The sequence below is a fragment of the Candidatus Binatia bacterium genome (assembly GCA_036563615.1).
Classification (GTDB): Bacteria; Desulfobacterota; Binatia; order UBA12015; family UBA12015; genus DATCMB01.
This window is the reverse complement of sequence record DATCMB010000022.1, coordinates 187343-209704: the sequence shown is the minus strand read 5'-3', so window position 1 is coordinate 209704 and position 22362 is coordinate 187343. Positions and strand designations below refer to the sequence as shown.

General features: G+C 71.4%; 21 protein-coding genes. 6 read left to right on the top strand and 15 right to left on the bottom strand.

Features of this window, described 5'->3' with window-relative positions; all coding sequences use genetic code 11:
* Positions 1 to 5 precede the first annotated feature (5 nt).
* Genes VIS07_19400 through VIS07_19390 form a run of 3 tightly spaced genes read left to right on the top strand, consistent with a single transcriptional unit; the run spans position 6 to position 3274 of the window.
* The gene (locus VIS07_19400; GenBank protein HEY8517680.1) at positions 6 to 1727 is read left to right on the top strand and encodes an acyl-CoA dehydrogenase family protein; all 1722 of its coding nucleotides are present in this window, start codon (positions 6 to 8) and stop codon (positions 1725 to 1727) included.
* Complete coding sequence (locus VIS07_19395; protein ID HEY8517679.1) at positions 1724 to 2803, top strand: Gfo/Idh/MocA family oxidoreductase; 1080 nt, start codon at positions 1724 to 1726, stop codon at positions 2801 to 2803. Before VIS07_19400 ends, VIS07_19395 begins: the two co-directional genes overlap by 4 nt.
* Positions 2804 to 2842: 39 nt before the next feature.
* Positions 2843 to 3274 carry a VOC family protein gene (locus VIS07_19390; protein HEY8517678.1) on the top strand — a complete coding sequence of 144 codons (432 nt, stop codon included), beginning with the start codon at positions 2843 to 2845 and terminating at the stop codon, positions 3272 to 3274.
* Positions 3275 to 3385: 111 nt separating this feature from the next.
* Here the strand turns inward: VIS07_19390 and VIS07_19385 are convergent, their stop codons facing one another.
* The 11 genes from VIS07_19385 to VIS07_19335 form a co-directional block, all read right to left on the bottom strand.
* Entirely contained in the window at positions 3386 to 5206 is a 1821-nt protein-coding gene (locus tag VIS07_19385; protein HEY8517677.1) for an acyclic terpene utilization AtuA family protein, read from the bottom strand.
* Between the two features lie 10 nt (positions 5207 to 5216).
* On the bottom strand, positions 5217 to 5981 hold the full coding sequence (locus tag VIS07_19380) for an enoyl-CoA hydratase-related protein (GenBank protein HEY8517676.1): 765 nt from the start codon (positions 5979 to 5981) through the stop codon (positions 5217 to 5219).
* On the bottom strand, positions 5974 to 7995 hold the full coding sequence (locus VIS07_19375) for a biotin carboxylase N-terminal domain-containing protein (protein ID HEY8517675.1): 2022 nt from the start codon (positions 7993 to 7995) through the stop codon (positions 5974 to 5976). Before VIS07_19375 ends, VIS07_19380 begins: the two co-directional genes overlap by 8 nt.
* A 20-nt stretch (positions 7996 to 8015) precedes the next feature.
* Positions 8016 to 9614 carry a carboxyl transferase domain-containing protein gene (locus tag VIS07_19370; protein HEY8517674.1) on the bottom strand — a complete coding sequence of 533 codons (1599 nt, stop codon included), beginning with the start codon at positions 9612 to 9614 and terminating at the stop codon, positions 8016 to 8018.
* A 96-nt stretch (positions 9615 to 9710) separates the two neighbouring features.
* Positions 9711 to 10130 (bottom strand): ChuX/HutX family heme-like substrate-binding protein, encoded by a 420-nt coding sequence (locus tag VIS07_19365; GenBank protein HEY8517673.1) that lies wholly within the window; start codon positions 10128 to 10130, stop codon positions 9711 to 9713.
* A 216-nt stretch (positions 10131 to 10346) separates the two neighbouring features.
* The gene (locus VIS07_19360; GenBank protein HEY8517672.1) at positions 10347 to 11090 is read right to left on the bottom strand and encodes a ferritin-like domain-containing protein; all 744 of its coding nucleotides are present in this window, start codon (positions 11088 to 11090) and stop codon (positions 10347 to 10349) included.
* The gene (locus tag VIS07_19355) at positions 11087 to 12292 is read right to left on the bottom strand and encodes a hypothetical protein (GenBank protein HEY8517671.1); all 1206 of its coding nucleotides are present in this window, start codon (positions 12290 to 12292) and stop codon (positions 11087 to 11089) included. The genes VIS07_19360 and VIS07_19355 overlap by 4 nt, the downstream gene beginning before the upstream one ends.
* A gap of 172 nt (positions 12293 to 12464) precedes the next feature.
* Positions 12465 to 12674 carry a hypothetical protein gene (locus VIS07_19350; GenBank protein HEY8517670.1) on the bottom strand — a complete coding sequence of 70 codons (210 nt, stop codon included), beginning with the start codon at positions 12672 to 12674 and terminating at the stop codon, positions 12465 to 12467.
* Between the two features lie 111 nt (positions 12675 to 12785).
* A complete protein-coding gene (locus tag VIS07_19345) occupies positions 12786 to 13484 on the bottom strand; it encodes a hemerythrin domain-containing protein (GenBank protein ID HEY8517669.1) in 699 nt (232 codons plus the stop codon).
* Positions 13485 to 13548: 64 nt separating this feature from the next.
* Complete coding sequence (locus VIS07_19340; GenBank protein ID HEY8517668.1) at positions 13549 to 14241, bottom strand: endonuclease/exonuclease/phosphatase family protein; 693 nt, start codon at positions 14239 to 14241, stop codon at positions 13549 to 13551.
* Positions 14242 to 14293: 52 nt separating this feature from the next.
* Positions 14294 to 14788 carry a BON domain-containing protein gene (locus VIS07_19335; protein HEY8517667.1) on the bottom strand — a complete coding sequence of 165 codons (495 nt, stop codon included), beginning with the start codon at positions 14786 to 14788 and terminating at the stop codon, positions 14294 to 14296.
* 139 nt (positions 14789 to 14927) lie between these two features.
* On the opposite strand from VIS07_19335, the gene VIS07_19330 reads away from it, so the two are divergent.
* From VIS07_19330 to VIS07_19320, 3 genes are all read left to right on the top strand, one after another.
* Entirely contained in the window at positions 14928 to 15758 is an 831-nt protein-coding gene (locus VIS07_19330) for a UdgX family uracil-DNA binding protein (GenBank protein HEY8517666.1), read from the top strand.
* A gap of 207 nt (positions 15759 to 15965) precedes the next feature.
* A complete protein-coding gene (locus VIS07_19325; GenBank protein HEY8517665.1) occupies positions 15966 to 16184 on the top strand; it encodes a hypothetical protein in 219 nt (72 codons plus the stop codon).
* Positions 16185 to 16240: 56 nt separating this feature from the next.
* Positions 16241 to 16672 (top strand): hypothetical protein, encoded by a 432-nt coding sequence (locus VIS07_19320; protein ID HEY8517664.1) that lies wholly within the window; start codon positions 16241 to 16243, stop codon positions 16670 to 16672.
* A gap of 66 nt (positions 16673 to 16738) precedes the next feature.
* Here VIS07_19320 and VIS07_19315 read toward each other — a convergent pair whose 3' ends face one another.
* The 4 genes from VIS07_19315 to VIS07_19300 form a co-directional block, all read right to left on the bottom strand.
* A complete protein-coding gene (locus VIS07_19315; protein ID HEY8517663.1) occupies positions 16739 to 17215 on the bottom strand; it encodes a DUF6335 family protein in 477 nt (158 codons plus the stop codon).
* Between the two features lie 253 nt (positions 17216 to 17468).
* The gene (gene treZ / locus VIS07_19310) at positions 17469 to 19223 is read right to left on the bottom strand and encodes a malto-oligosyltrehalose trehalohydrolase (protein HEY8517662.1); all 1755 of its coding nucleotides are present in this window, start codon (positions 19221 to 19223) and stop codon (positions 17469 to 17471) included.
* The gene (treY, locus tag VIS07_19305; GenBank protein HEY8517661.1) at positions 19220 to 21877 is read right to left on the bottom strand and encodes a malto-oligosyltrehalose synthase; all 2658 of its coding nucleotides are present in this window, start codon (positions 21875 to 21877) and stop codon (positions 19220 to 19222) included. The genes treZ and treY overlap by 4 nt, the downstream gene beginning before the upstream one ends.
* Entirely contained in the window at positions 21874 to 22287 is a 414-nt protein-coding gene (locus VIS07_19300; GenBank protein ID HEY8517660.1) for a hypothetical protein, read from the bottom strand. Before VIS07_19300 ends, treY begins: the two co-directional genes overlap by 4 nt.
* Between the last annotated feature and the right edge of the window lie 75 nt (positions 22288 to 22362).

Here is a 22362-nt window from a genome sequence, read left to right as displayed (position 1 = left end):
CCGGGATGAACCGCGAATTCTTCCACCAGGACATGCGCCAGTTCATCGACCACCGGGTCGATTGGGCGCGCTACTTCAAGCTCTTGCGCGGCTCGGAAGGCGACGTCGCCAGCGAGGTCGAGACCTTCAAGACGATCCTCCAGACGATCGGCGAGATCTGCGAGGACATCGAAGCGGAGGCGAAGGACCACTGGCACGAGGAGGTCCGGCTCGAGGACGGCCGCGTCATCGTGCCGCCGCACATCGCGAGCGGCTACGACAAGCTGCGCCAGGCAGGCCTCGTCTGCCTGATCCTCGACCCGAAGTATGGCGGCTACGGACTGCCCGTCCTGCTCAACTCGAATTACCTCGAGATGGTCTCGCGGGCCGACACCAGCCTGATGACGATCGTCGGCCTGCAGGCGGGCGTCGCCGGTGACATCCAGAAGTACGGCAGCGAGGAGATCAAGCAGCGCTACCTGCCGCGGTTCGCGTCCGGCGAGCTGCAGGGCTGCATGGACCTGACCGAGCCCCAGGCGGGCTCGGACCTCGGCGGCATCACGACGCGCGCCACCGAGGAGAACGGCCGCTGGTTCATCGACGGCGCGAAGATCTTCATCACCAACGGCGGCTCGGACGTCCACCTGGTCCTGGCGCGCGACGCCGCGACCTACGACCAGTCGAAGGGCACGACCAACGGCCTCAACCTGCTGCTCTGTCCGGTCGTGCTGCCCGACGGACGGCGCAACACGGTGCGCGTGACGCGCGTCGAGAACAAGATGGGCATCCACGGCTCGCCGACCTGCGCCGTCGAGTTCGACCACGCCGAGGCGTTCCTGCTCGGCGAGCGCGGCAACGGCTTCCGCGCCATGCTCGACCTCATGAACCAGGCGCGGCTCGGCGTCGCCGCGCAGGCGATCGGCATCGCCGAGGCCGCCTACCGTCAAGCGCGCACGTACGCCTCGGAGCGCGTGCAGTTCGGCGCGCCGATCATCGAGCAGCCGCTCGTGAAGTCGATGCTCACGCTGATGGCGCTCGACATCCAGTCGTCGCGCGCCCTGCTCTACCGGACCTGCGCGATGATCGACATGACGGCGGCGATCGAGGCCTACCTCGCGAGCGACCGCAACGATCCGGGCGTCGATCGCGCGGCGCTGCAGGAGGAGCTCGAGCGCAACACGCAGCTGATCCGCTTCTTCACGCCGCTCTGCAAGTACTACAGCACCGAAGTCTCGAACCGCGTGACGCGCGCGGGCATCCAGATCCACGGCGGCATCGGCTACATGGCCGAGTCGCCCGCCGGGCACTACCACTCGGACTCGATCATCACGACGATCTACGAGGGCACGTCCGAGATCCAGGCGAGCTTCGCGCTGCGCGAGATGAGCAAGGGCGCGCTGTTCACCGCGCTCGAGCAGACGCGCGCCGACCTCGAGCACCTCGACGACCGCTTCCCCGAGGAGGCGAAGCTGGTGCGCGACGGCATCGGCGCGATCACGGCGTCGCTGCCCGGCTTGATGGAGGATCCGCGCTACGCGCTGCTCAACGCGAAGCGGGTGTGCGACATGGTGATCGACGTGGTGGTGGCGGCGGAGCTGCTCTTCCAAGCAGAGGTGGTGCCGACCAAGTACGAGCTCGCGGCGTCGTTCATCCGGCGCAACATGCTGATGGTCGACATGCACGCGAAGCGCATCCAGAGCGGCGACGTGTCGCGGCTCGAGCGCTACAACCGGATCCTCGGGCTGTGAGCGTCCCGCCGGAGGACGTCCAGGTCAGCGGTGAGGCGCGCGCCGAGGGGCCGCTGCGGATCGGCATCCTCGGCGCCGCGCGCATCGCGCCGATGGCGCTGGTGCGTCCGGCCGCTTCGGTTCCGGAGGCGAAGGTCGTCGGCATCGCGGCGCGCGACGCGCAGCGGGCCGGCGACTTCTCCGTCAAGCATCGGATCGAGCGCGCCTACCCGACGTACGAGTCGCTGCTCGCGTCGCCCGACGTCGACGCGATCTACAACCCGCTGCCGAACGCCCTGCACGGTCCGTGGACGATCCGCGCGCTCGAGGCCGGCAAGCACGTGCTCTGCGAGAAGCCGCTCGCGTCGAACGCCGACGAGGCGGTGCGCATGGCCGAGGTCGCCGCGCGCACGGGCAAGCGCCTGGTCGAAGCCTTCCACTGGCGCTACCACCCGCTCGCCGAGCGCATGCGGCAGATCGTCGCGAGCGGCGAGCTCGGACGGCTGCGCGAGGTGTCGTCGTACTTCTGCGTGCCGCTCGTCCTGCCGCGCGACATCCGCTTCGACTACGCGCTCGGCGGCGGCGCCACCATGGACCTCGGCTGCTACGCGATCCACCAGATGCGCCACCTGGTCGGCGGCGAGCCCGAGGTGGTCCGCGCGCGCGCCCTGCTGCGCGGCCCGGACATCGACCGCCTGATGGAGGCCGAGTTCCGCTTCCCGGACGGGACGTGGGGCCGCATGACGGTGTCGCTGCTGTCGGCGCGGCTGCTCGACGTGCGGACGATCGTGCGCGGCGACCACGGCGAGATGCGCGTGTGGAACCCGATCCTGCCGCACGTGTACCACCGCCTGACGGTGCGCACGCCGGCCGGGACGCGCACCGAGCGGGTCAGCGGCGAGGCGACCTACGTGCACCAGCTGCGCGCCTTCGTCGCGCACGTGCGGCACGGCGCGCCGGTGCCGACCGGTCCCGAGGACTCGATCGCCAACATGCGGGTGATCGACGCGGTGTACGACAAGGCGGGAATGCGGCGTCGCGGCACGCCGATCGCCGCGGCCACCGCGGCCGCGACCGCCGCCGACGCGCTGCCCTGAGCGATTGTCTCGCCACGGCGCGGACGGCATCGTGGCGCGATGGAGATCAACGGCGTCGCGCACACGTTCTTGACGGTCAGCCGCTTCGAGGTCTGCCGGCCGTTCTACGAGAAGCTGCTCGCCTTCCTCGGCCTCACGCCGATCCTCCAGACGGATCAGATGCTGTACTACGTCGGCGGGCGCACCGCGGTCGGGGTCGTGCAAGCGGAGGAGCGCTACCGCGACGAGCGCTTCGCGCAGTTCCGCGTCGGGCTGCACCACCTGTGCTTCCGCGCGCGCTCGCGCGAGGACGTCGACGAGGTCTACCGCTTCCTGCTCGAGCTCGGCGCCACGATCGTCCACCCGCCCGAGGAAGGTCCCTGGGCGCCGGGCTACTACTCGGTGCTGTTCGAGGATCCGGACGGGATCCGGCTCGAGGTGAACTTCGTGCCCGGCAAGGGGTTGCTCGCGCCGGCGGCGTTAGCGCGCTGATGGCGGCGCGCGCGGGCTGCGTGTGTCGGCCTGCGCGCGCGCCAGCGCGGACTCGCGCGCGTTCGTGCGTCAGGCCGCGCGCGCCAGCGCGGACTCGCGCGCGCTCGTGCGTCAGGCCGCGCCGCGCGCCGCCGCGTCGAGCAGGACGCGCGGGATCGGCACCCAGCGCGAGCGCACGTACTCGCCGAGACCCTTCGCCTGCGGGTCGAAGCGCGTCGACGCCGCGACGCCGTCGCCGAGCAGCCCGACGACGACGAAGTTCAGCGCCAGGAGGTTCGGCAGCTCGTAGCGCCGCACCTCGAGCGATGCCGCCTCGGGGACGAGCTCGCGGAAGCGCTCGACGGTGAGCAGCTCGCGCAGCCAGGCGTACGCCTCGGGCGTCCGCGCCCAGAGCCCGACGTTCGCGTTGCCGCCCTTGTCGCCCGAGCGCGCGCCGACCAGCGTGCCGAGCGGGCGGCGCTCGGTCGGCCCACCGGGCGCGGGCGGCAGCGCCGGCGCCTCGATCGTCGGCTCCGCCGCCCCGTGCGTGCTCGTGCTCGCCGACGCCTCGCCGGGCAGCGTCGACGGCACCGGGATGCGGCGCCCGTCGTCGGTCACCACCTCCTCGCGGATCAGCTCGCGCGGCACGAGGGCCGGCCAGTAGACGCCGAACGGGCTCTCGGCCCCCGGCGGCGTGGTCGCGAAGAAGCCGGGGTAGTTCGCGAGCGCCAGCTCGACCGCGGCGTTGGCGAAGGCGCGCCCGACCTTCTTCGGCTCTTTGTCCTTGACGGTGACGCGCAAGAGCGCCGTCGCCTCCTCGTTGCTCGGCGCGTCCTGCTTGTCGGTGCGCACGAGCCGCACGTCGACCGCGTCGAACTGCTCCTCGCCGCCCAGCGCGCCGAACAGCGAGCGCCGGACCAGCTCGGCCTTCTCCTCGACGTCGAGCCCGGTGAGGACGAACGTCATGCCGTTGCGGTAGCCGCCGAGGTAGTTGATGCAGACCTTGGTGTCGCGTGGCGCCGGCTCGCCGCGCACGCCGGAGATGCGTACGCGGTCCGGTCCTTCCTGCTCGAGGCGGATGCTGTCGAAGCGCGCGACGACGTCGGGGTTCGCGTAGCGCGGCGAGTCGATCTCGTAGAGCAGCTGCGCCGTCACCGTGCCGACCGACACCACGCCGCCGGTGCCGGGGTGCTTCGTGATCACCGAGCTGCCGTCCGCGTAGACCTCGGCGAGCGGGAAGCCCGGGTGCTCGAGCCCCGGCACCTCGCGGAAGAAGCTGTAGTTGCCGCCCGTCGCCTGCGGACCGCACTCGATGACGTGCCCCGCGACCACGGCGCCCGCGAGGCGGTCCCAGTCGTCGCGCTTCCAGCCGAAGTGGAAGGCGGCCGGGCCGACGACGAGCGAGGCGTCGGTGACGCGCGGGCAGATCACGACGTCGGCGCCGCTCTCGAGCGCGGCGACGATGCCCCACGCGCCGAGGTAGGCGTTGGCGGTGACCGGCGTCACGCCGGCCTCGGCGAGGCTGCGGCCGGTCTCGAGGTGCGTGAAGCTCTGTCCGGAGGCCTTCAGCTCGTCGAGCCGCGGCAGCAGGTCGTCGCCCTCGACGTGCGCGACGCGCGCCCTCACGCCGAGCTTGTCGGCGAGGTTGCGCACGCGCTCCGCGAGCCCGGCCGGGTTGAGCCCGCCCGCGTTCACCACGATGCGGACGCCGCGCTCGACCGCGAGCCCGAGCACGTCCTCCATCTGGCGCAGGAAGGTCGTCGCGAACCCGAGCGTCGGGTCCTTGAGACGCGCCTTCCACAGGATGAGCATCGTGAGCTCGGCCAGGTAGTCCCCCGTCAAGTAGTCGATCGGACCACCCTCGAGCATCTCGCGCGCCGCCGCCAGACGGTCGCCGAGGAAGCCGCTGCAGTTCGCGATGCGGACCGGCCGCTTCTCCGCGCTCGTCGTCACGGGAGGCGCCTCAGCGCCCCTGCCAGCGCGGCGCGCGCTTCTCGCGGAAGGCGCGCGGGCCTTCCTGCGCGTCCTGGCTCAGGTAGACCGGCTCGAACAGGCGGTCGCCCTCGTCGAGCGCCGCCGACCAGCCGCGCTCCGCGGCGGCGTAGACCATCGCCTTCGAGGCGCGCACCGAGAGCGGCGCGTTTTGCGCGATGCGCAGCGCGAGCGCTTGCGCGGTCGCGCGCAGCTCCCCGCGCGGCACGACGCGGTTCACGAGCCCGATCTCGAATGCGCGCTGCGCGTCGATCGGCTCCGCGGTGAGCAGCAGCTCGAGCGCGACCCGCGGCGGGATCAGCCACGGCAGCGGCGCCGCCCACGGCGCGCCGCGTCCCCAGCGCGCCTCGGTGATGCCGAAGCGCGCGTGCTCGGCCGCGACGCAGAGGTCGCACATCTGCGCGAGCAGGAAGCCGCCCGCGTACGCGATGCCGTTCACCGCGGCGATCACCGGCTTCGGCATCTCGATGTTGCGATTGAGGTACGGCGCGAAGTCGGGCGGCGGCACCTCGAGCTTGAGCTCCGCCATCTCCTTCAGGTCGGCGCCGGCGCAGAAGGCTTCGTCGCCCGCGCCGGTCAGCACCAGCACCTTGCTCGCATCGTCCGCCGCGAAGCGACGGAAGCCGTCCCACAGGCCCTGGCGCACGGCCTGGTTGAGCGCGTTGCGCGCTTCCGGCCGGTTGATCGTCAGCCACGCGACCGGACCGTCGTTCTCGTAAAGCACCGCTTCAGGCATTGCCGACCTCTCGTTCGCCCTCTCGTTGCGCCACCACCACCAGCACGTCGCCGGCGGTGACGCTCGCCCCCGGGGTGACGCGCACCGCCTCGACCACCCCCGCGTGCGGCGCGAGCACGCGGTGCTCCATCTTCATCGCTTCGAGCACGACCAGCTCGTCGCCGACCTCGACCTGCTGCCCGACGGCGACGCACACCCGTACGACGATCCCCGGCATCGACGCGACCAGCGAGCCCGCCGCGAGCTCGACCTTCGGCTGCGGGTGGCGCGGCAGCTCGGTGAACGAGCACGCGCCGAGCGGACCGTCGACCCACGAAACGTCGCCGACCTGGTGCACCTCGAAGCGGCGCAGCACGCCGTCCGCCTCGAGTAGCACCGTGTCGGGCGTCGCGTCGCGCACGACCACGCCCGCGAGGCGCTCGCCGTCGACCTCGAGCACGGCGCCGCCGCGCCCGAGCCGGTAGCCGACCGTGATCGTCCGTCCCGCGCAGTCGAGCTCGGCGCGCTCGAGCTGCGAGGACACGTTGCGCCAGCCGGACGGGATCGTGCGCAGCACCTTGGCCTCGCGCCGGCGACGGGCCTGCGCCGCGAGCGCCGCGGCGATCGCGCCCAGACGCTTCGCGTCCGGGTGCTCGACGCGCGCGACCAGCTCGCGCGGCGGCTTGCGCTCGAGGAAGTGCGTGTCGGTCTTGCCGGCGAGGAACTCGTCGTCCTCGAGCACCGCGATCAGCAGCTCGCGGTTGCTGCGCACGCCGTGCAGCCGCGTGCGCCGCAGCGCGCTCGCGAGAAGCCGCGCCGCCTCGGCGCGCGTCGGCGCGTACGCGACGAGCTTGGCGATCATCGGGTCGTAGTAGACGCCGACCACCGAGCCGTCCGCGACGCCCGCCTCGACGCGCAGCCCCGGCGCCTCGGGGAAGCGCACGCGGTGCAGCGTGCCGGTCGCGGGCGCGAAGCCCTCCTCCGGGACCTCGGCGTAGATGCGCACCTCGATCGCGTGCCCGCTGCGGCGCGGCGTCAGCGCTTCGGCCGGCAGCGGACGTCCTTCCGCGACCAGGATCTGCAGGCGCACGAGGTCGAGCCCGGTCACGCACTCGGTCACCGGGTGCTCGACCTGCAGGCGCGTGTTGACCTCGAGGAAGAAGAAGCGCCCGTCCGGCGCGAGCAGGAACTCGACGGTGCCGGCGCCGCGGTAGCCGATCTCGCGCGCGAGCCGCACCGCGGCCTCGCCCATGCGCGCGCGCAGCTCGTCGTCGAGCGCCGGCGACGGGGCCTCCTCGATGATTTTCTGGTATCGACGCTGGATCGAGCACTCGCGCTCGAAGAGGTGCACGACGTTGCCGTGCGCGTCGGCGAACACCTGGATCTCGACGTGCCGCGGCGCCTCGACGTAGGGCTCGAGGAACACCGTGTCGTCGCCGAAGGCGCTCTGCGCCTCGCGGCTCGCGCTCGCCACCGCGTCGGCGAGCTCGGCGGCCGAGCGCACGATGCGCATGCCGCGTCCGCCGCCGCCCGCCGACGCCTTGACCAGCAGCGGCAGCCCGAGCTCGCGCGCCGCCGCGTCGAGCGCCGCGTCCTGCCCCGCGCGCACCTCGCGCGTCGGCAAGAGCGGCACGCCGGCGCGCTCGGCGATGCGCTTCGCCTCGAGCTTCGAGCCCATGGCCGCGATCGCCTCGGGCGGCGGTCCGATCCAGGTCAGACCCGCGTCGACGCACAGCGCGGCGAAGCGCGCGTCCTCGGCGAGGAAGCCGTAGCCGGGGTGGATCGCGTCGGCGCCGGTCGATCGCGCGGCGGCGACGATGGCGTCGCCGCGCAGATACGACTCCGCGGGCGTCGCGCCGCCGAGCGCGACCGCCTCGTCGGCCTCGGCGACGAACGGCTCGCCGCGGTCCGGCTCGGAGAACACGGCGACGGTCGAAATGCCCATGGCGCGGCACGTGCGCATCACGCGACGCGCGATCTCGCCGCGGTTTGCGACGAGCAGCTTGCGGATCGTCTTCGGCTCGGAAGCGGACATCGGTTGGCGGAGAGAGCGGCTCACATGCGGAAGACGCCGAAGCCGCGGGCGCCGCGCACCTCGTTCGAGTGACACGCCGAGAGCGCGATGCCGAGCACCGTACGGCTGTCGCGCGGGTCGATGATGCCGTCGTCGTAGAGCCGCGCGGTGTTGAACAGCGCGAGCGACTCGCTCTCGATCTGCTCCTCGACCATGCGGCGCATCATCGCGTCCTTCTCCTCGTCGAACGGCTGCCCGGCGGCCTCCGCGGCTTGCCGTCCGACGATCGACATCACGCCCGCGAGCTGCTGCGGTCCCATCACCGCGGTCTTGCTGTTGGGCCAGGCGAACAGGAAGCGCGGATCGTAGGCGCGGCCGCACATGCCGTAGTTGCCGGCGCCGTAGCTCGCGCCGATCACCAGCGTGATGTGCGGCACGCCGCTGTTCGACACCGCGTTGATCATCTTCGAGCCGTCCTTGATCATGCCGCGCTGCTCGTACGCCTTGCCGACCATGTAGCCGGTGGTGTTCTGCAGGAACACGAGCGGCACGTCGTTCTGGTTCGCGAGCTGGATGAACTGCGCGGCCTTCTCGGCCTCCTCGGAGAACAGGATGCCGACCTGGTTGGCGAGGATGCCGATCGGGAAGCCGTGGATCGACGCCCAGCCGGTGACCAGGTTCGAGCCGTAGAGCGGCTTGAACTCGTCGAAGCGGCTGCCGTCGACGATGCGCGCGATGACCTCGCGCGCGTCGATCGGCTGCTTCAAGTCGAGCGACGCGAGGCCGAGCAGCTCCTCGGGATCGTAGAGCGGCTCGTCGGCGGGCATCGTCGGACCGGGGCCGAGCTTGCGCCAGTTGAGCCGCGACATGATCTCGCGCCCGATGCGCAGGCAGTCGCGCTCGTCGACGGCGAGGAAGTCCGAGACGCCCGACACCCGCGAGTGCATCTCCGCGCCGCCGAGCTCCTCGTCGTTCGCGACCTCGCCGGTCGCCATCTTCACGAGCGGCGGACCGCCGAGGAACACCTTGGCGCGCTCCTTCACCATGACCACGTAGTCGCACAGCCCGGGCAGGTACGCGCCGCCGGCGGTCGCGTTGCCGAACACCAGCGCGACGGTCGGGATGCGCGCCGCCGAGAGCTGCGTCAGGTTGCGGAAGGTCGCGCCGCCCGGGACGAAGATCTCCGACTGGCGCGGCAGGTCGGCACCGCCGGACTCGACCAGGTTGATCAGCGGCAGGCGGTTCTGGCGCGCGATGTCCATCGCGCGCAGGGCCTTCTTCAGCGAGTACGGGTTGGTGGCGCCGCCGCGCACCGTCGGGTCGTGCGCGATCAGCACGCACTCGACGTCCGACACCACGCCGATGCCGGTCACGACGCTCGCGCCGACGACGTACTCCGTGCCATGCGCCGCGAGCGGCGACAGCTCGAGGAACGGCGAGTCGCGGTCGAGCAGCAGCTCGATGCGCTCGCGCGGCAGCAGCTTGCCGCGCGCGCGGTGGCGCGCCACGTACTTCGGCCCGCCGCCGTCGATGGTGCGCGCGTGCAGCTCGTCGATCTCCGCGAGCTTCGCGAGCATCCCCTCGCGGTTGCGCACGAAGCTCTCGGAGGAAGGGTCGAGGCGCGTTCCGAGGACCGCCATCGCCCCGCTCTTAACGAGAGTTCGCGCCGCAGGCGAATCGCCGCGCGACACGCGCGCTCGGCTCGCCGCGGCGCGCGTCTCGGCGCGTCGCGCCGCTCAGCTCATCGCGCTGCGTGGCGGGAGCGCGTCGAGCGACATCAGCGGGCGCGACGGCCCGTGCTGCGCGCGCAGCGCGTCGAACACGCGCGCCTGCTCGGTCGCGCGGTCGCCCTTCGCCTGGTCGAGCACGATCAGCAGGAGCGGCGCGCCGTTCTTGTCGGCGAACCACACCGCGCGGCTCGCGCTCGCGCCCTCGCCGTCGGGGACGCGGAAGTGCACCTCGGCGATCGAGTGGCAGTGCAGGTGCAGGTGGAAAGGCTCGGTGCAGAGGTGCGCCCAGCCGTCGCGCAGCTCGAGCGTCCCCAGGTCCGCGAACACCTCCACCACCCCGACCGGGTTGCGCAGCACGACCCGTGCGCGGCCCAGCGCCCGGCACGCCGCCAGCATCTCCTCGGTGAACGCGACCACTTCGTCCATGCTCGCTCCTTCGTCCTGGTTGCCGCCGTCGCGGCCTCGGCGGCCGCGGGCGGCGTCGTGCTCTTCGCTCTACGTTGGATGAAATTGAAAGTCAATTTCATTTACATCGCGAGCACGCGGGCAGCCGACCACTGGGTCACCGGCGCCGGCTGCGCGCGATTCTTTCTGGGGGCCCTGCCCTACGTTGGCGGCGAGCCCGACTCGGACGTCAGCCGCTCAGGTCGAGGCGCCTGCCTGCCGCATCGCGTGCTGCTGCAGCCAGATGCGCACGTTGCTCAGGTGCTCGTCCTCGTCGGTCTTGGCGACGGTGAAGCGGGTCGCGAGGTCGTCGTAGCCGAGACCCGCGACCACCTGGATCAGCATGTCCCAGGAGTCGTTGTCGGTGAGCTCGGCGACCAGGATCGCCTCGAGCGCCTGCCAGAAGTCGGTGCGCGGATCGTTGATCACCGGACCGATGCCCATGCCGGTGACCGCGGCGACGTCGGCCGCCGGAGTCTGCACCGTCGGATCGCCGCCCAGGTCCTCGATCGCGGTCTTGAGCAGAGCGAAGTGGCGCATCTCGTCGTCGTGGAAGCGCACGAGGTCGTCGAGCGTCGGCCCGCCGTCCGGAATCATGTTCGCCGCCTGCGCGACCTTGAACTTGGTGATCAGCCCCTCGTAGTAGCGGCTGCCGCTGCGCTCGAAGGCCAGACGCTGCGAGAGTCGGTCGAGCAGCTCGGCGACGCTCTCGCCCGACAGCGCGCCGACGGCCGACTTGACCATGCCCTTCAGCGTCGGCGGCGGCGGGATGCTGCCGACGTTGTCGTCGCTCTCCTCGGCGAACTCGGCGCGCGTCGCGGCGAGCGAGCCGTCGTTCGCGTCGACCGGCGTGAGCTCGGTCACGTCCTCCATCGCGCGGCGCAGATCGCTCGACGCCGCCTGGATGCCCGTACGATTCCTTCCCGTCGACGTCTCCCTCATGGCCTGACCTCTCGTGCGGCGGTCGCGCCGCCGTTGTGCGCCATGCCGGCGAGCTCGGTGCCCGGCATCCAGCGGTAGCCCGCGGCGACGATCTCCGACGGCGTGCCCTCGGAGTGCAGCCGCTGGCGATACAGGACGGACGGCGAGTCCGGCTTCTCCTCGCTCGCGGGGATGAAGTCGGGGCCGCGCGCGCGCAGGTGCACCTCGTTCGACAGCGTCTCGCGGACGAACTCGCGATGGCTCTCGAAGCGCACCGGCTCGTCGAAGCTCTCCGGCAGGATCTCCGCCGGGTCGCGCCGCTCGATGCTCTTCATCGTCTCCATCGCGAGGCGCAGGTGACCGAGCTCGTAGTCGAGCATGCGCTCCCAGATCTTCAGGATGCGCGGGTTGCTCTCGTAATTGACGCAGCTCCAGTAGTTGTAGACCTCGATCGCCTCGTGGAGGACCCACTTCTCGAGCCAGGTCTCGTCGGGATCGATGAGCGAGCCGTACTGCGTGACGTGCTGCTCCTCGATCGACGCGATCTCGGCGTAGAGCCCGCGCGCGACCGGATCGGCGAACGTCGGCCCGACGACCATGTAGTAGTCGTGCGTCTGGTACTCCGCGCCGACCAGCGTGAGCGCGTTGATGCGGCTCATCGGGTGCACGCTCGCGCGATCGTACGGCCAGCGGATCTCGTCGATCGGCGCCCGGTGCTCGACCAGCGTCGGACGGCCCGGGAGGATGTCGGTGTAGCTCTGCAGGATGTTGTTCGGGTCCTTGCCCTCGACCCGATCCATCAGCGCCGAGTAGCGGTAGAGGTGGTCGAAGTCCTCGAGCAGCCCGAAGCGGTAGGTCTGCGCGAGGTAGGGATCGGGCTCGTTGAGCGCGAGGCTCGCGGTGAGCTCGATCGCCACCTGCTCGAAGCCGATCGTGGTCTCGAGCACCGACTGGTCGGCCGGCAGGAGCCAGTTGACCATCGTCTGCTGGTGCTGCTCCGCGCGTCGCACGGCGGCGAGGGTCCCGCGCAGCTCGCGCGTGTTCCACGCGAACGCGTGCTTGAAGCGGAGCGCGTGCGACTCGATGCCGTTCATCAGGATGATCCGCACCCGGGTGAACGCGTCGTCGTCGAGCTTGCTGATGGGCGGCGGCGTCAGCTCACGCAGCGTGAACGACTGCTCCTCGAGGGGCACGCCCTTCTCCTTCATCAAATCGAGACTCATTCGACCTCCCTCGCCGCGGCTGCGGCGTCAGTTCACAACGGGCGACCCTGAGCAGCGGGCGTGCCACCGCCGAGCGCCTTCTCCGTCGAGGCGAAGCGCGCGCGACGCCGCGCGCGCGGTTAAGAAACTCCCGCGCCGCTTGCAAAAGGCGCATGTGAAAAGCGCGTTCGGGCTAGCCGTGCGCGCGGCGCGTGCGCTCGACCGACGCAGAGCGCACCAGGCGAAGATCCGCACGCCCGCGCCGCAGACGTCGCGCGTCGCTGCGGTGCACGCGCGGCGCGCGCGGCGCGTCCTCGGGTCGCCCGCGCGTGACGCGCAGGCGCGCCTCGATCGAGAGGAACAGCACCACCAGGAGGCCCGCAGCGATGATGAGATAGGTCATGTCCTCTCGACCTCCCTCCGTGGTGATGCCGACGGCTCCGCTGCCGCGTGCCCTCGTGTCACGCGACCACAGCCGGATGGTCCGGCCGCGGTCCTGATCATCTTCCGTCCGTCAGCGACGCCGCGACGCCGCCTTCTTGCGCGAGCTGGCCTTCTTCTTCGCTCCGCCACGCGCCTTGGCGGCGGTCTTCTTCGCGCGCCGTGCAGCGGCGGTCGCACGACGCTTGGCCGCGGTGGTCCGTCCGGTCGTGCGCGAGCGCTTGCGCGCCGCGCTCCGTCGTCCGCCGCTCTTGCGCGAAACGCGCTTGCCGCTGATCAGGCTCCGCTTGAGCTCGAGGAGCTCGAGGCCGAGGGCGTCGAGGTCGAGGTCCGACGACTGCGCGGCCGGAAACACCTGGCTCTCCTCTTCCCGCACGTGGTGACGGACGATCTCGGTCAGCACCTTGTACTTGGCGTCGAAGCTGCCGTCGTTCGGACGCATGCGGTCGAGGTCGTCGAGCAGGTGCTTCATCAGGCCGTGCTCTTCGATGGCGCACTTGACCATCTCGTCGTCCTCGAGCTCGCTCGCGAGCGACGGATAGAACAGCTGCTCCTCGAGCTGGGCGTGCACGCGCAGCTCGGCGATGGTCTTGCGGGCGATGTCGCGCTTCTCGGCATTGCCGGTCGCCGCTTCGAAGCGGGAGAACAGGGCGTCGACGCGGTCGTGATCCTCGTGCAAGAGCGTCGTCGCATCCTTGCCGGCTTCCGACTCCTCGCCGAAGCTCAACAGCGACCTCAGGCTCGAGACGACTCCTCGATTGGACTTGGCCATGCCTCACCTCCATCGTTCGCAGGCCGGGTTGAACCCTCCGAGCGCCCGCAAGAGCCGTGCCCGCTCAGGACTCGACGATCGCCTTGACCGGCAGGTGGTCCGAGGCGACACGCGCGAGCGGCGTGTCGTGCACCGTGAGCTCGACCAGCGCGCTGCGCGGCTCGACCAGGATCCGGTCGAAGGCGAACACCGGCCGGCGCGAGGGAAAGGTCCGTAGCCGCGAGCGTCCGAAGCGCGCGTGCAGCGGGCGCAGCGAGTGGTCGCCGGGCCGCCACTCGTTGAAGTCGCCGGCGACGATGATGAGCCGGTCCTCCGGCGCGCCGATCACCGTGCGCAGGATCTGGTCGACCTGCTTGACGCGCTCGAAGCGGCGCAGGCCCAGGTGGGTCACGACGAGCTGCACCGAGTGGCCGTCGACCTCGAGGTCGACGTCCAGCGCGCCGCGCGGCTCCTTGCCAGCGACCGACAGGTCGGCGTGGCGTACCGCGACCGCGCGCTTCTTGGTCAGCAGCGCATTGCCGTAGTGGCCGACCTCGCTGGTCAGCGTCGGCCCGGCGACCGCCTCCATGCCCGTCGCCTCCGCGAGTTCGGCGAGCTGGTCACGGCCTTCCTGCAGGAAGTAGCCGCCATCGACCTCCTGAAGCGCCACGACGTCGACCGCCATCTCGGCGATCACGTCGGCGATGCGCTCCGGGCTGCAGCGCCCGTCGAGCCCGACGCAGCGATGGATGTTGTAGGAGCCGACCGCGAGGCGCACGGTGCACAGCGCCTCGCGCGCCGCGTCGTGAGCGAGCGCTCAGGACCGAGGGTCAGGGGTTGCCGGAGCCCGCGCCGGGACCCTGCGCGACCGTGATCTGGTTCTCGACGCGCTCGACGCCCTCGACGTCGCTCGCCAGCTCCTCGGCGTCGTCCTTGACGTCCTCGCTCGAGACGCGGCCGGTCAGCGTCACCACGCCGTCGTTGGCGCGCACGTCGATCGTGTTCGCCTCCATGTCGACGGCGCGGCGCAGCTTGTTGCGCACCTCGGCGACGATCGTCGCGTCGCCGCCGCCGGCGCCCATCGCGCCTGGCGCACCCGGCGCGCCCGGTGCCCCGGCGTTCACGCCCGGCGCTCCGGCGCTGCGGTCGGCCTGACGGCCGGCCTCGCCGGCGCCCATCGGCGGGTTGAGCTCGGACGTGCGGTCGCGCGCCGCGTCGCTCGTGCGGGCATCGCCCTCGACGACGCTGCCGTCGCCGCGGTTCGTGTCGCAGCCGAAGGCGCCGATCGCGAGCGCGATCGTCGCTGCGGTGCACAGGGTTGCCATTCGACGTGCCATCGTTCGTCCCTCCCGGTTCGTCGTGTGCGTCTTGCTCGAGGCAGCAACTCGCACGCCACCGCGACGTCGCGGCGCACGCTGATCGAGGCGCCGCGGCTGCACGAAGCCCCTCGGCGCGGCGTGTAGGATGGTCCGTCCTGCATGTAGGAACTACGCGCGCGAGCGCCGCGCGGGCGCGCTCGCCTTTCGCTTCGTCGGCCGAACGATTGCTCCGAGATCACGGCGCGCCGCGCGTGCAGCCGCCCGTTCGGCGCATGCCGTCGTCGGCGGAAGGAGCGAAGCCATGGCATCGAGCGTCCCCCGTTCTCGCCTCGAGCAGGTCCGTGAGGCCGCGCTCGACTGCCGCGCGTGCGAGCTCTGGAAGATCGGCACGCAGACGGTGTTCGGCGAGGGCCCCGCGCACGCCGACATGATGCTGGTCGGCGAGCAGCCGGGGGACCGCGAGGACCGCGCGGGACGTCCGTTCGTCGGGCCCGCGGGGCGCGTTCTCGACGACGCCTTGCAGGCCGCCGGCATCGCGCGCGAGCGCGTCTACGTCACCAACGCCGTCAAGCACTTCAAATGGGAGCCGCGCGGCAAGGCGCGCATCCACAAGAAGCCGAACGCGAGCGAGATCGCCGCGTGCCGTCCGTGGCTCGATCGGGAGATCGCGCTGGTGCGCCCCAAGGGCATCCTGTGTCTCGGCGCCACCGCCGCGCAGGCGCTGCTCGGGCGCAGCTTCCGCGTCACCACCCAGCGCGGACGTGCGGTCGAGTCGCCGCTCGCGCCGGTGGTCATGGCGACGGTTCATCCGTCGTCGCTGCTGCGCGCGCCGACCGACGCCGACCGCGAGCGCGAGACGAACCTCTTCATCGAGGACCTGAAGCGCTTCGCCGCGGCGCTCGTCGAGCTCGGTCGCTCGCGCGCGCGACGAAGCCGCGCGCACGCGGGCGAGCTGCGAACCGGCGCGTCGTCGTAGATCGAGGTCGTTCGCACACGCTGCGCAGCGCGCGCCAGGCAAACGCTTCCAAGCGCGACGGCGAAACCTACAAGCGCGCGCTCGCGATCCACGCTGCGCGGGCGCTTTCGCACGCGAGTTCGCGACGACCGGCGCTGGCACGCAAGTAGCTCCACTCCTCCGAAGCTTGCTCGCCGGCGCGTGTCCGCGAGCCAACAAGGAGGCGACATGAAAAAGTTCGTTCTTCTGACTGCGGTCGCGATCGGCATGGCCGGGGTCAGCGTCGGATGCTCCGACAACGTCAAGCGCACCACGACGACCTATCGCGAGAGCAGCACTGCGAGCGTGCCGTCGGGCACGGCGGTCATCGCACCGTCCGATCCGTTCGACGACACGACCACCACCACGACGCGCACCAAGCGCGTCGAGGAGCGCTACGAGGACTAACGACGGCGTCAAAGCCGGCGCGTCGCACGACGCGTTACCCTCACGAGGAGGATTCGATGAAAGCATTCTTCATTGCTGCGTGTGGCTCGATCGCGCTCGGCGCGCTGGTCGGAGCAGCGAGCGCGGACGTCGTCCGTCGCGAGACCACGCAGACCGAGACGATCTCGGGCACGGTCAAGGAGATCACGCCGAACTCGCAGCAGATCACCGTCATGTCGTCCACCGGTACGCCCACCACGTATCGCATCGACAAGCGCACCACGTTCGTCGACGAGCAGGGCAACGTGATCACGTACGACCAGGTTCGAGGTCAGCCCGTCAAGATCTACGTGACGGAGAGCCAGGAGCAGCCGGTCGTGGTCGAGCGCGTCGTCGTCTCGAAGCCGGTGCAGCAGCGCGTGATCGAGGAGCGCACCGTCGTTCCGGCGCCGCCGGCCGTCAAGCATGAAACCCGCACCGAGACCCGCACCGAGGTGGAAGAGGATTGACCTCTCCTCTCGGCGCACACGGCGCGGGCGCCTCGCGCCCGCGCCGCAGCGTGACGCGGCCGGCGGTCAACTCCGTCGGCCGCGTTTCTTTTCGGGCAGCGCGTGCCGGAAGTTGCGCCGCTCGGACCAGTCCTCCGCCGACGCGGGATCCAGCTCCCAGCGGTCGTCGTCGCGCTTGCTGATCTTCTCCTCGCCGCTGAGCGGCTCGTCGTCCTCGAAGGTCACGCCGAGCGCGCGCCCGAGCTCGTCGACGTTGTCCTGATCGGGCGTCGGCGTCGAGCCGCCGACCGCCTCCTCGCCGCTGCCCGCTTCCGCTTCCGACGCGTCGACGTCGCCGCCCGCGAGCACCGGAGAGCGACCTTGCTGCGCCGCGGCCGCGTGCTCGAAGCCGTCCGGCGCGCCCGCCTCGACCAGCGGATCCGTGTCGCGCTCGAGATCGCCGAGCGCGAGCACCGCTTCCTCGGTGAGCCCCGCGAGCTCGGGCTCGTCCTCGATCATGGCGCGCGCGGCCGCACGCTCGCCGGCGGTGATGCGCTCGTCCATCGCCGCGGGCGACGCAGCCGCTCGCGCTTTGTGCCGCTCGCGCGCCGGCCGGTCGCCAGGCGCGGACGTCTTTTGCTTGCTGCCCTTCGCTGAAGCCAAAGCCACACCTCCGTCTTCCTGGGACCGCAAGGAGCGCGGTCGCGGGACGATGAGCGGACGACGGTCGCAAGCGACGTGCCTCGAGACGTCCGGCAACGGATCGAGACGCGCCTTCGCCTTCGGCGCACGCGGGCCAACGTCTCGGCGAGCCAGCTCAGCGAGCCGGCGCGAGCACGGCGACGCCGTCGGGCTCGAGCGTGACGCTCGCGCCGTCGACCTGCGTGCCGTCCGAGGCGAGCAGCACCACGCGCGCAGGCCCCGCAGGAAGCGGGACGCGCTGCCTCGCCTGCGCCAGATTGCACGCGATCACGACGTCGCCGCGCGCGAGCACGAACCAGCGCGCCTCCTCGTCGAAGCGCGCCGAGGTGCGCGCACGCCGCGGGTCGGCGAGGTCCGGGACGCTGCGCCGCAGCCGGATCAGCTCGCGATGCCAGGCGAGCAGGCTTGCGTGCGGCTCGCGCTCGAGCTCGCTCCAGTCGAGCTTCGAGCGCAGGAAGGTCTCCTTCGCCTGCGGGTCGGGAACGTCGTCGCCCCAGCCGAAGGCCGCGAACTCCTTGCGGCGTCCCTCGCGCACGGCGTCGGCGAGCTCCTTCTCCTCGTGCGCCGTGAAGTACTGGAACGGTGCCGTCGCACCCCACTCCTCGCCCTGGAACAGCAGCGGCACGTAGGGCGACGCGAGGACCAGCGCCGCCGCGATGCGCGCCCTGCCCTCGCTCACCAGGTGCGCGAGACGCTCGCCGGCCGCGCGGTTGCCGACCTGGTCGTGGTTCTGCGCGAAGACGACGAAGCGCTCGCCGTCGAGCCCGTCGGCCGCACGCCCGTGACGACGGCCGCGGTGCGGCGAGTAGCGGCCGTCGTAGACGTAGGCGCGCTCGACGGCGCGGGCGAGATCGGCGAGCGGGCCGAAGTCGGCGTAGTAGCCGTGCTGCTCTCCGGTCAGGACGGCGTGCAGCGCGTGGTGGAAGTCGTCGCTCCACTGCGCGTCGAGGCCGTATCCGCCGGCCTCTCGCGCGCGCAGCAGGCGCGGATCGTTGAGGTCGCTCTCGGCGATCAGCACGAGGTGACGTCCGAGCCGCGCGCCGAGCGCGTGCACCTCCTCCGCCATCTCTTCCAGGACGTGGCGCGCCGACTCGTCGTGGATCGCGTGCACGGCGTCGAGCCGCAGCCCGTCGACGTGGTAGTCGCGCAGCCACATCAGCGCGTTGTCGATCACGAAGCGACGCACCTCGTCGCTGCCGGCGTCGTCGTAGTTGACGGCGCGACCCCACGGCGTGCGGTAGGCGTCGGTGAAGTACGGACCGAAGCGCTCGACGTAGTTCCCGGCCGGACCGAAGTGGTTGTAGACGACGTCCAGCAGCACGGCGAGGCCGCGCGCATGGCAGGCGTCGACGAAGCGCTTCATCGCCGCCGGCCCGCCGTACGGCTCGTACGGCGCGTACAGATCGACGCCGTCGTAGCCCCAGCCGTGGCTGCCGGGAAACGCGGCGACCGGCATGATCTCGACGTGCGTCGCGCCGAGCGCGCGCACGTGGTCGAGGCGCGCGATCGCGGAGTCGAACGTGCCCTCGGGCGTGAACGTGCCGACGTGCAGCTCGTAGATCACGCCCGACGCGAGCGGCGGCGCCTGGAAGCCGGCGTCGTGCCACTCGAAGTCGGCGTGCGACACGACGCGCGAGAAGCCGTGCACGCCGTGCGGCTGCCACGGCGAGCGTGGGTCGGGCAGCGGATCGGAGCCGTCGAGCGCGTACGCATAGTCGCGTCCCCTCGCGTCGAACGGCAGCTCGACCGTCCACCAGCCGCGCTCCCCGCGCGCCATCGCGTGGCGCTCGGCGCGTTCGGCGCGTCGCTCGTCGCCGAGCACCAGCTCGACCTGCTCGGCGTTCGGCGCCCACACGCGAAATTCGGTCACGCCGCGTCCTCCGCGATCAGCAAGGCGACCGGAAACACCGCCAGCAGCGCGTCGAGCGGCTGCGCGCCGCCGTCGTGCGAGACGCCGCCGAGGACGTCGCGCCAGCGTCCGGGCGGGAGCTCGAGACACGTGCCCTCCCAGTCGCCGGCGAGCTTGAGCGGGAAGCGGGTCGCGATCGTGACCACGCTCTCGCCGCGCACGAAGGCGACCACGTGCTGCGCGCGCGCGCCCGTCCCCCAGAGCGGACGGTAGGACGCGTCGCCGCCGAACGCTTCCGGACGGCGCTTGCGGACGTCGAGCGCCTGCTTCGTCAACCATAATTTCGGCAATGCCTCGTCTCTGCGCGCGGCGATCTCCTGCGGCGAGAGGTGGTCGAGCTCCGCGAGCAGACGGCGGCGCAGCGCGAAGTCGACCGGACGGCGGTTGTCCGGGTCGACGAGCGACAGATCCCACAGCTCCGTGCCCTGGTAGACGTCCGGAACGCCGGGGCTCGTGAGCTTGATCAGCTCCTGCGCGAGCGAGTTGCTGCGCCCAGGCTCGACGAGGCGCGCGACGAAGCGCTCGAGATCCGCGACCAGCTCCGCGTCGCCGAGCACGCCCTCGGCGAAGCGTCGCACCGACTCCTCGTACGCGGCGTTCGCCTGCGTCCAGCTCGTGTGCTCCTTCGCCTCGCGGCACGCTTTCTCGAGGTACGGCAGCACGCGGTCGGCGCCGATCGGCCACGCGCCGACCAGCGTCTGGTACAGCAGGTACTCGACGTTGCGATCGGGCGTCGCGCCCGCCCAGTGCGGCTCGGCGAGCTTCGACCAGCGCTCGACCGCCTCCGCCCAGTCCTCGGGGATCTCGCTCAGCACGGCGAGCCGGGCGCGCACGTCGGCGCTGCGCTTGGTGTCGTGCGTCGACGTCGCCAGCATCGCGCGCGGCCACAGCCGCTGCGCCTCGCTCTGCGCGCGGTGGAAGTCCTCGGGCGACACGCCGAACTGCAACGGCTCGCCGCCGACCTCGTTGAGCGCGATGAAGCGGTTGTAGACGTAGAACGCGGTGTCCTCGACGCCCTTCGCCATCGTCGGCGCCGCGAGCTGCTGGAAGCGCGTGACGAGCTCGGCCTCGCGCTCGCCGCGCGCGCGCAGCAGCAGGACGTCGGCGAGGAAGTCGAACGCCGACGGGTCGAGGTCCGGACGGTTCGCCTTCGCGCGCGCGATCATGCCCTCGACGATCGCGACGTCCTCCTCGCTCACCTCGCCGTGCTCAGGGCGCACGTACGTCCGGTAGACCGGCATGCAGACCAGCGCCTCGCGCAACACCTCGTGCAGCTCGTGGCGCGTGTAGTCGCGATGCCGGCGGTGGCGCTCGCAGACGTCGAGGAAGAGCGCCGTCAAGCGGTTCACGTCGCTGCCGAGCAGCTCGCGCAGCGCCGCGTGCTTCTTCTCGCGGACGAGCTCCGGGAAGGTCTCGAGCCGTCCGGTGAAGCGCTCGTAGAGCTTCGTGAGCTGCGCTTCCGCGGTCGGGTCGATCAGCAGCCCGCCGACGCGGCTCACGAAGTCGTAGCCGGTCGTGCCGTCGATCGGCCAGTTCGTCGGCAGGCGCTCCTCGTGGCCGAGGATCTTCTCGACCAGCAGCCACGCGTCGGGCGCCTCGGCGCGTAGCCGCTCGAGGTATCCGAGCGGGTCGCGCAGGCCGTCGACGTGGTCGATGCGCAGCCCGTCGGCGATGCCCTCCGCCACCCAGCGCAGCACGAGCTCGTGCGAGCGGCGGAAGACCTCCGGGTCCTCGACGCGCACGCCGATCAGCGTGTCGATGTCGAAGAAGCGCCGGTACGAGAGGTCGCGATCGGCCGCGCGCCAGAACGCGAGACGGTAGTTCTGGCGCTCGAGCAGCGCGTCGAGCGCGTCGGGATCCTGGTTGATCTCCGCGATCGCGGCGTCGAGCGCGTTGGCGGCGTCGGCCTTCTCTCGCAGCAGCCGCTGCAGCTCGCCGCGCAGACGCGTCGACTCGCGGAAGCGGAGCTGCACGTTGATCGGGTCGCACTGGTTCGAATCCGGCAGACGTCGCAGGTCCTCGGCGAGCGCCGCGAGCTCGGTGATCCCGCTACGCTCCGCCGCGCGCTCGAGCAGCACGTCGATGGTGCGCGGGCTCAGCGGAAACGCGCGCTCGTGGTAGCGGACGACCAGCTCGTCGTCGGACTCGCGCGCGACGCGCAGCTCGCCGTTCTCGAGCACGCGGCCGTAGTGATCGCCGAGCACCGGCAGCAGCAGCGTGTTGCGCATGCGCCGCTCGGGAGGCTCCCACTCGATGTCGAAGAACGACGCGAAGCGGCTCGCGGGACCGTTCGTGAGCACGTCCCACCACAGGGCGTTCTCGCGACCCGAGATCGCCATGTGGTTCGGCACGACGTCGAGCACTTGCGCGAGGCCGTGCTCGGCGAGCGCGTCGCACATCTCGCGATGCGCGTCCGCGCCGCCGAGCCGCTCCTCGACCCGATCGTGCGCGACGACGTCGTAGCCGTGCGTCCCGCTCGCCGAGGCGAGGTACGGTGACGCGTAGACGTGGCTGATGCCGAGGGCGGCGAGGTAGTCCGCTATCGCGGCCGCGTCACGAAACCCGAACGAGCTCCCGAACTGGATGCGATAGGTCGCACGCGGGATTCGTCTCACGGGCCAGTGCGACGCTCGATCGTCGTCGTCCGTTGCTCGACCGCGGCGGACGGCTCGACGAGCCAGTGCTCGCTGAAGCTCAGCACCTTGACGTTGGTCTCGAAGTGACCGTCGGTGCGCTCGGGCAGCGGCCGCGGCATCTGGTAGCGGAACTGCACCTTGCCGCCGGGCGGGATCGACTCCGGGATGCGGACGATCTCGCTCGTGCCGGGGTTGTCTTCCCCGGGGGACTTCTCACGGGCCCAACGCCAGTCCTGCTGCACCAGGAGACGCAGATCGCGCACCTCGTGGTTGGTCTGGTTCTCGACCCAGCCGGTGACCGTCGTGCCCGACCGCTGCACGCCGGTGACGGCGACGCCGGACGGCGCGTCCTGCGCCAGCGCGTGCGTCGGCACGAGACAGAGCGGCACGGCCAGGCACGCGACGCGCGCAAGCGAGCGCGTCGCAACCATGATTGACGTCTCGAGGTTCATTCTGATTGCTCT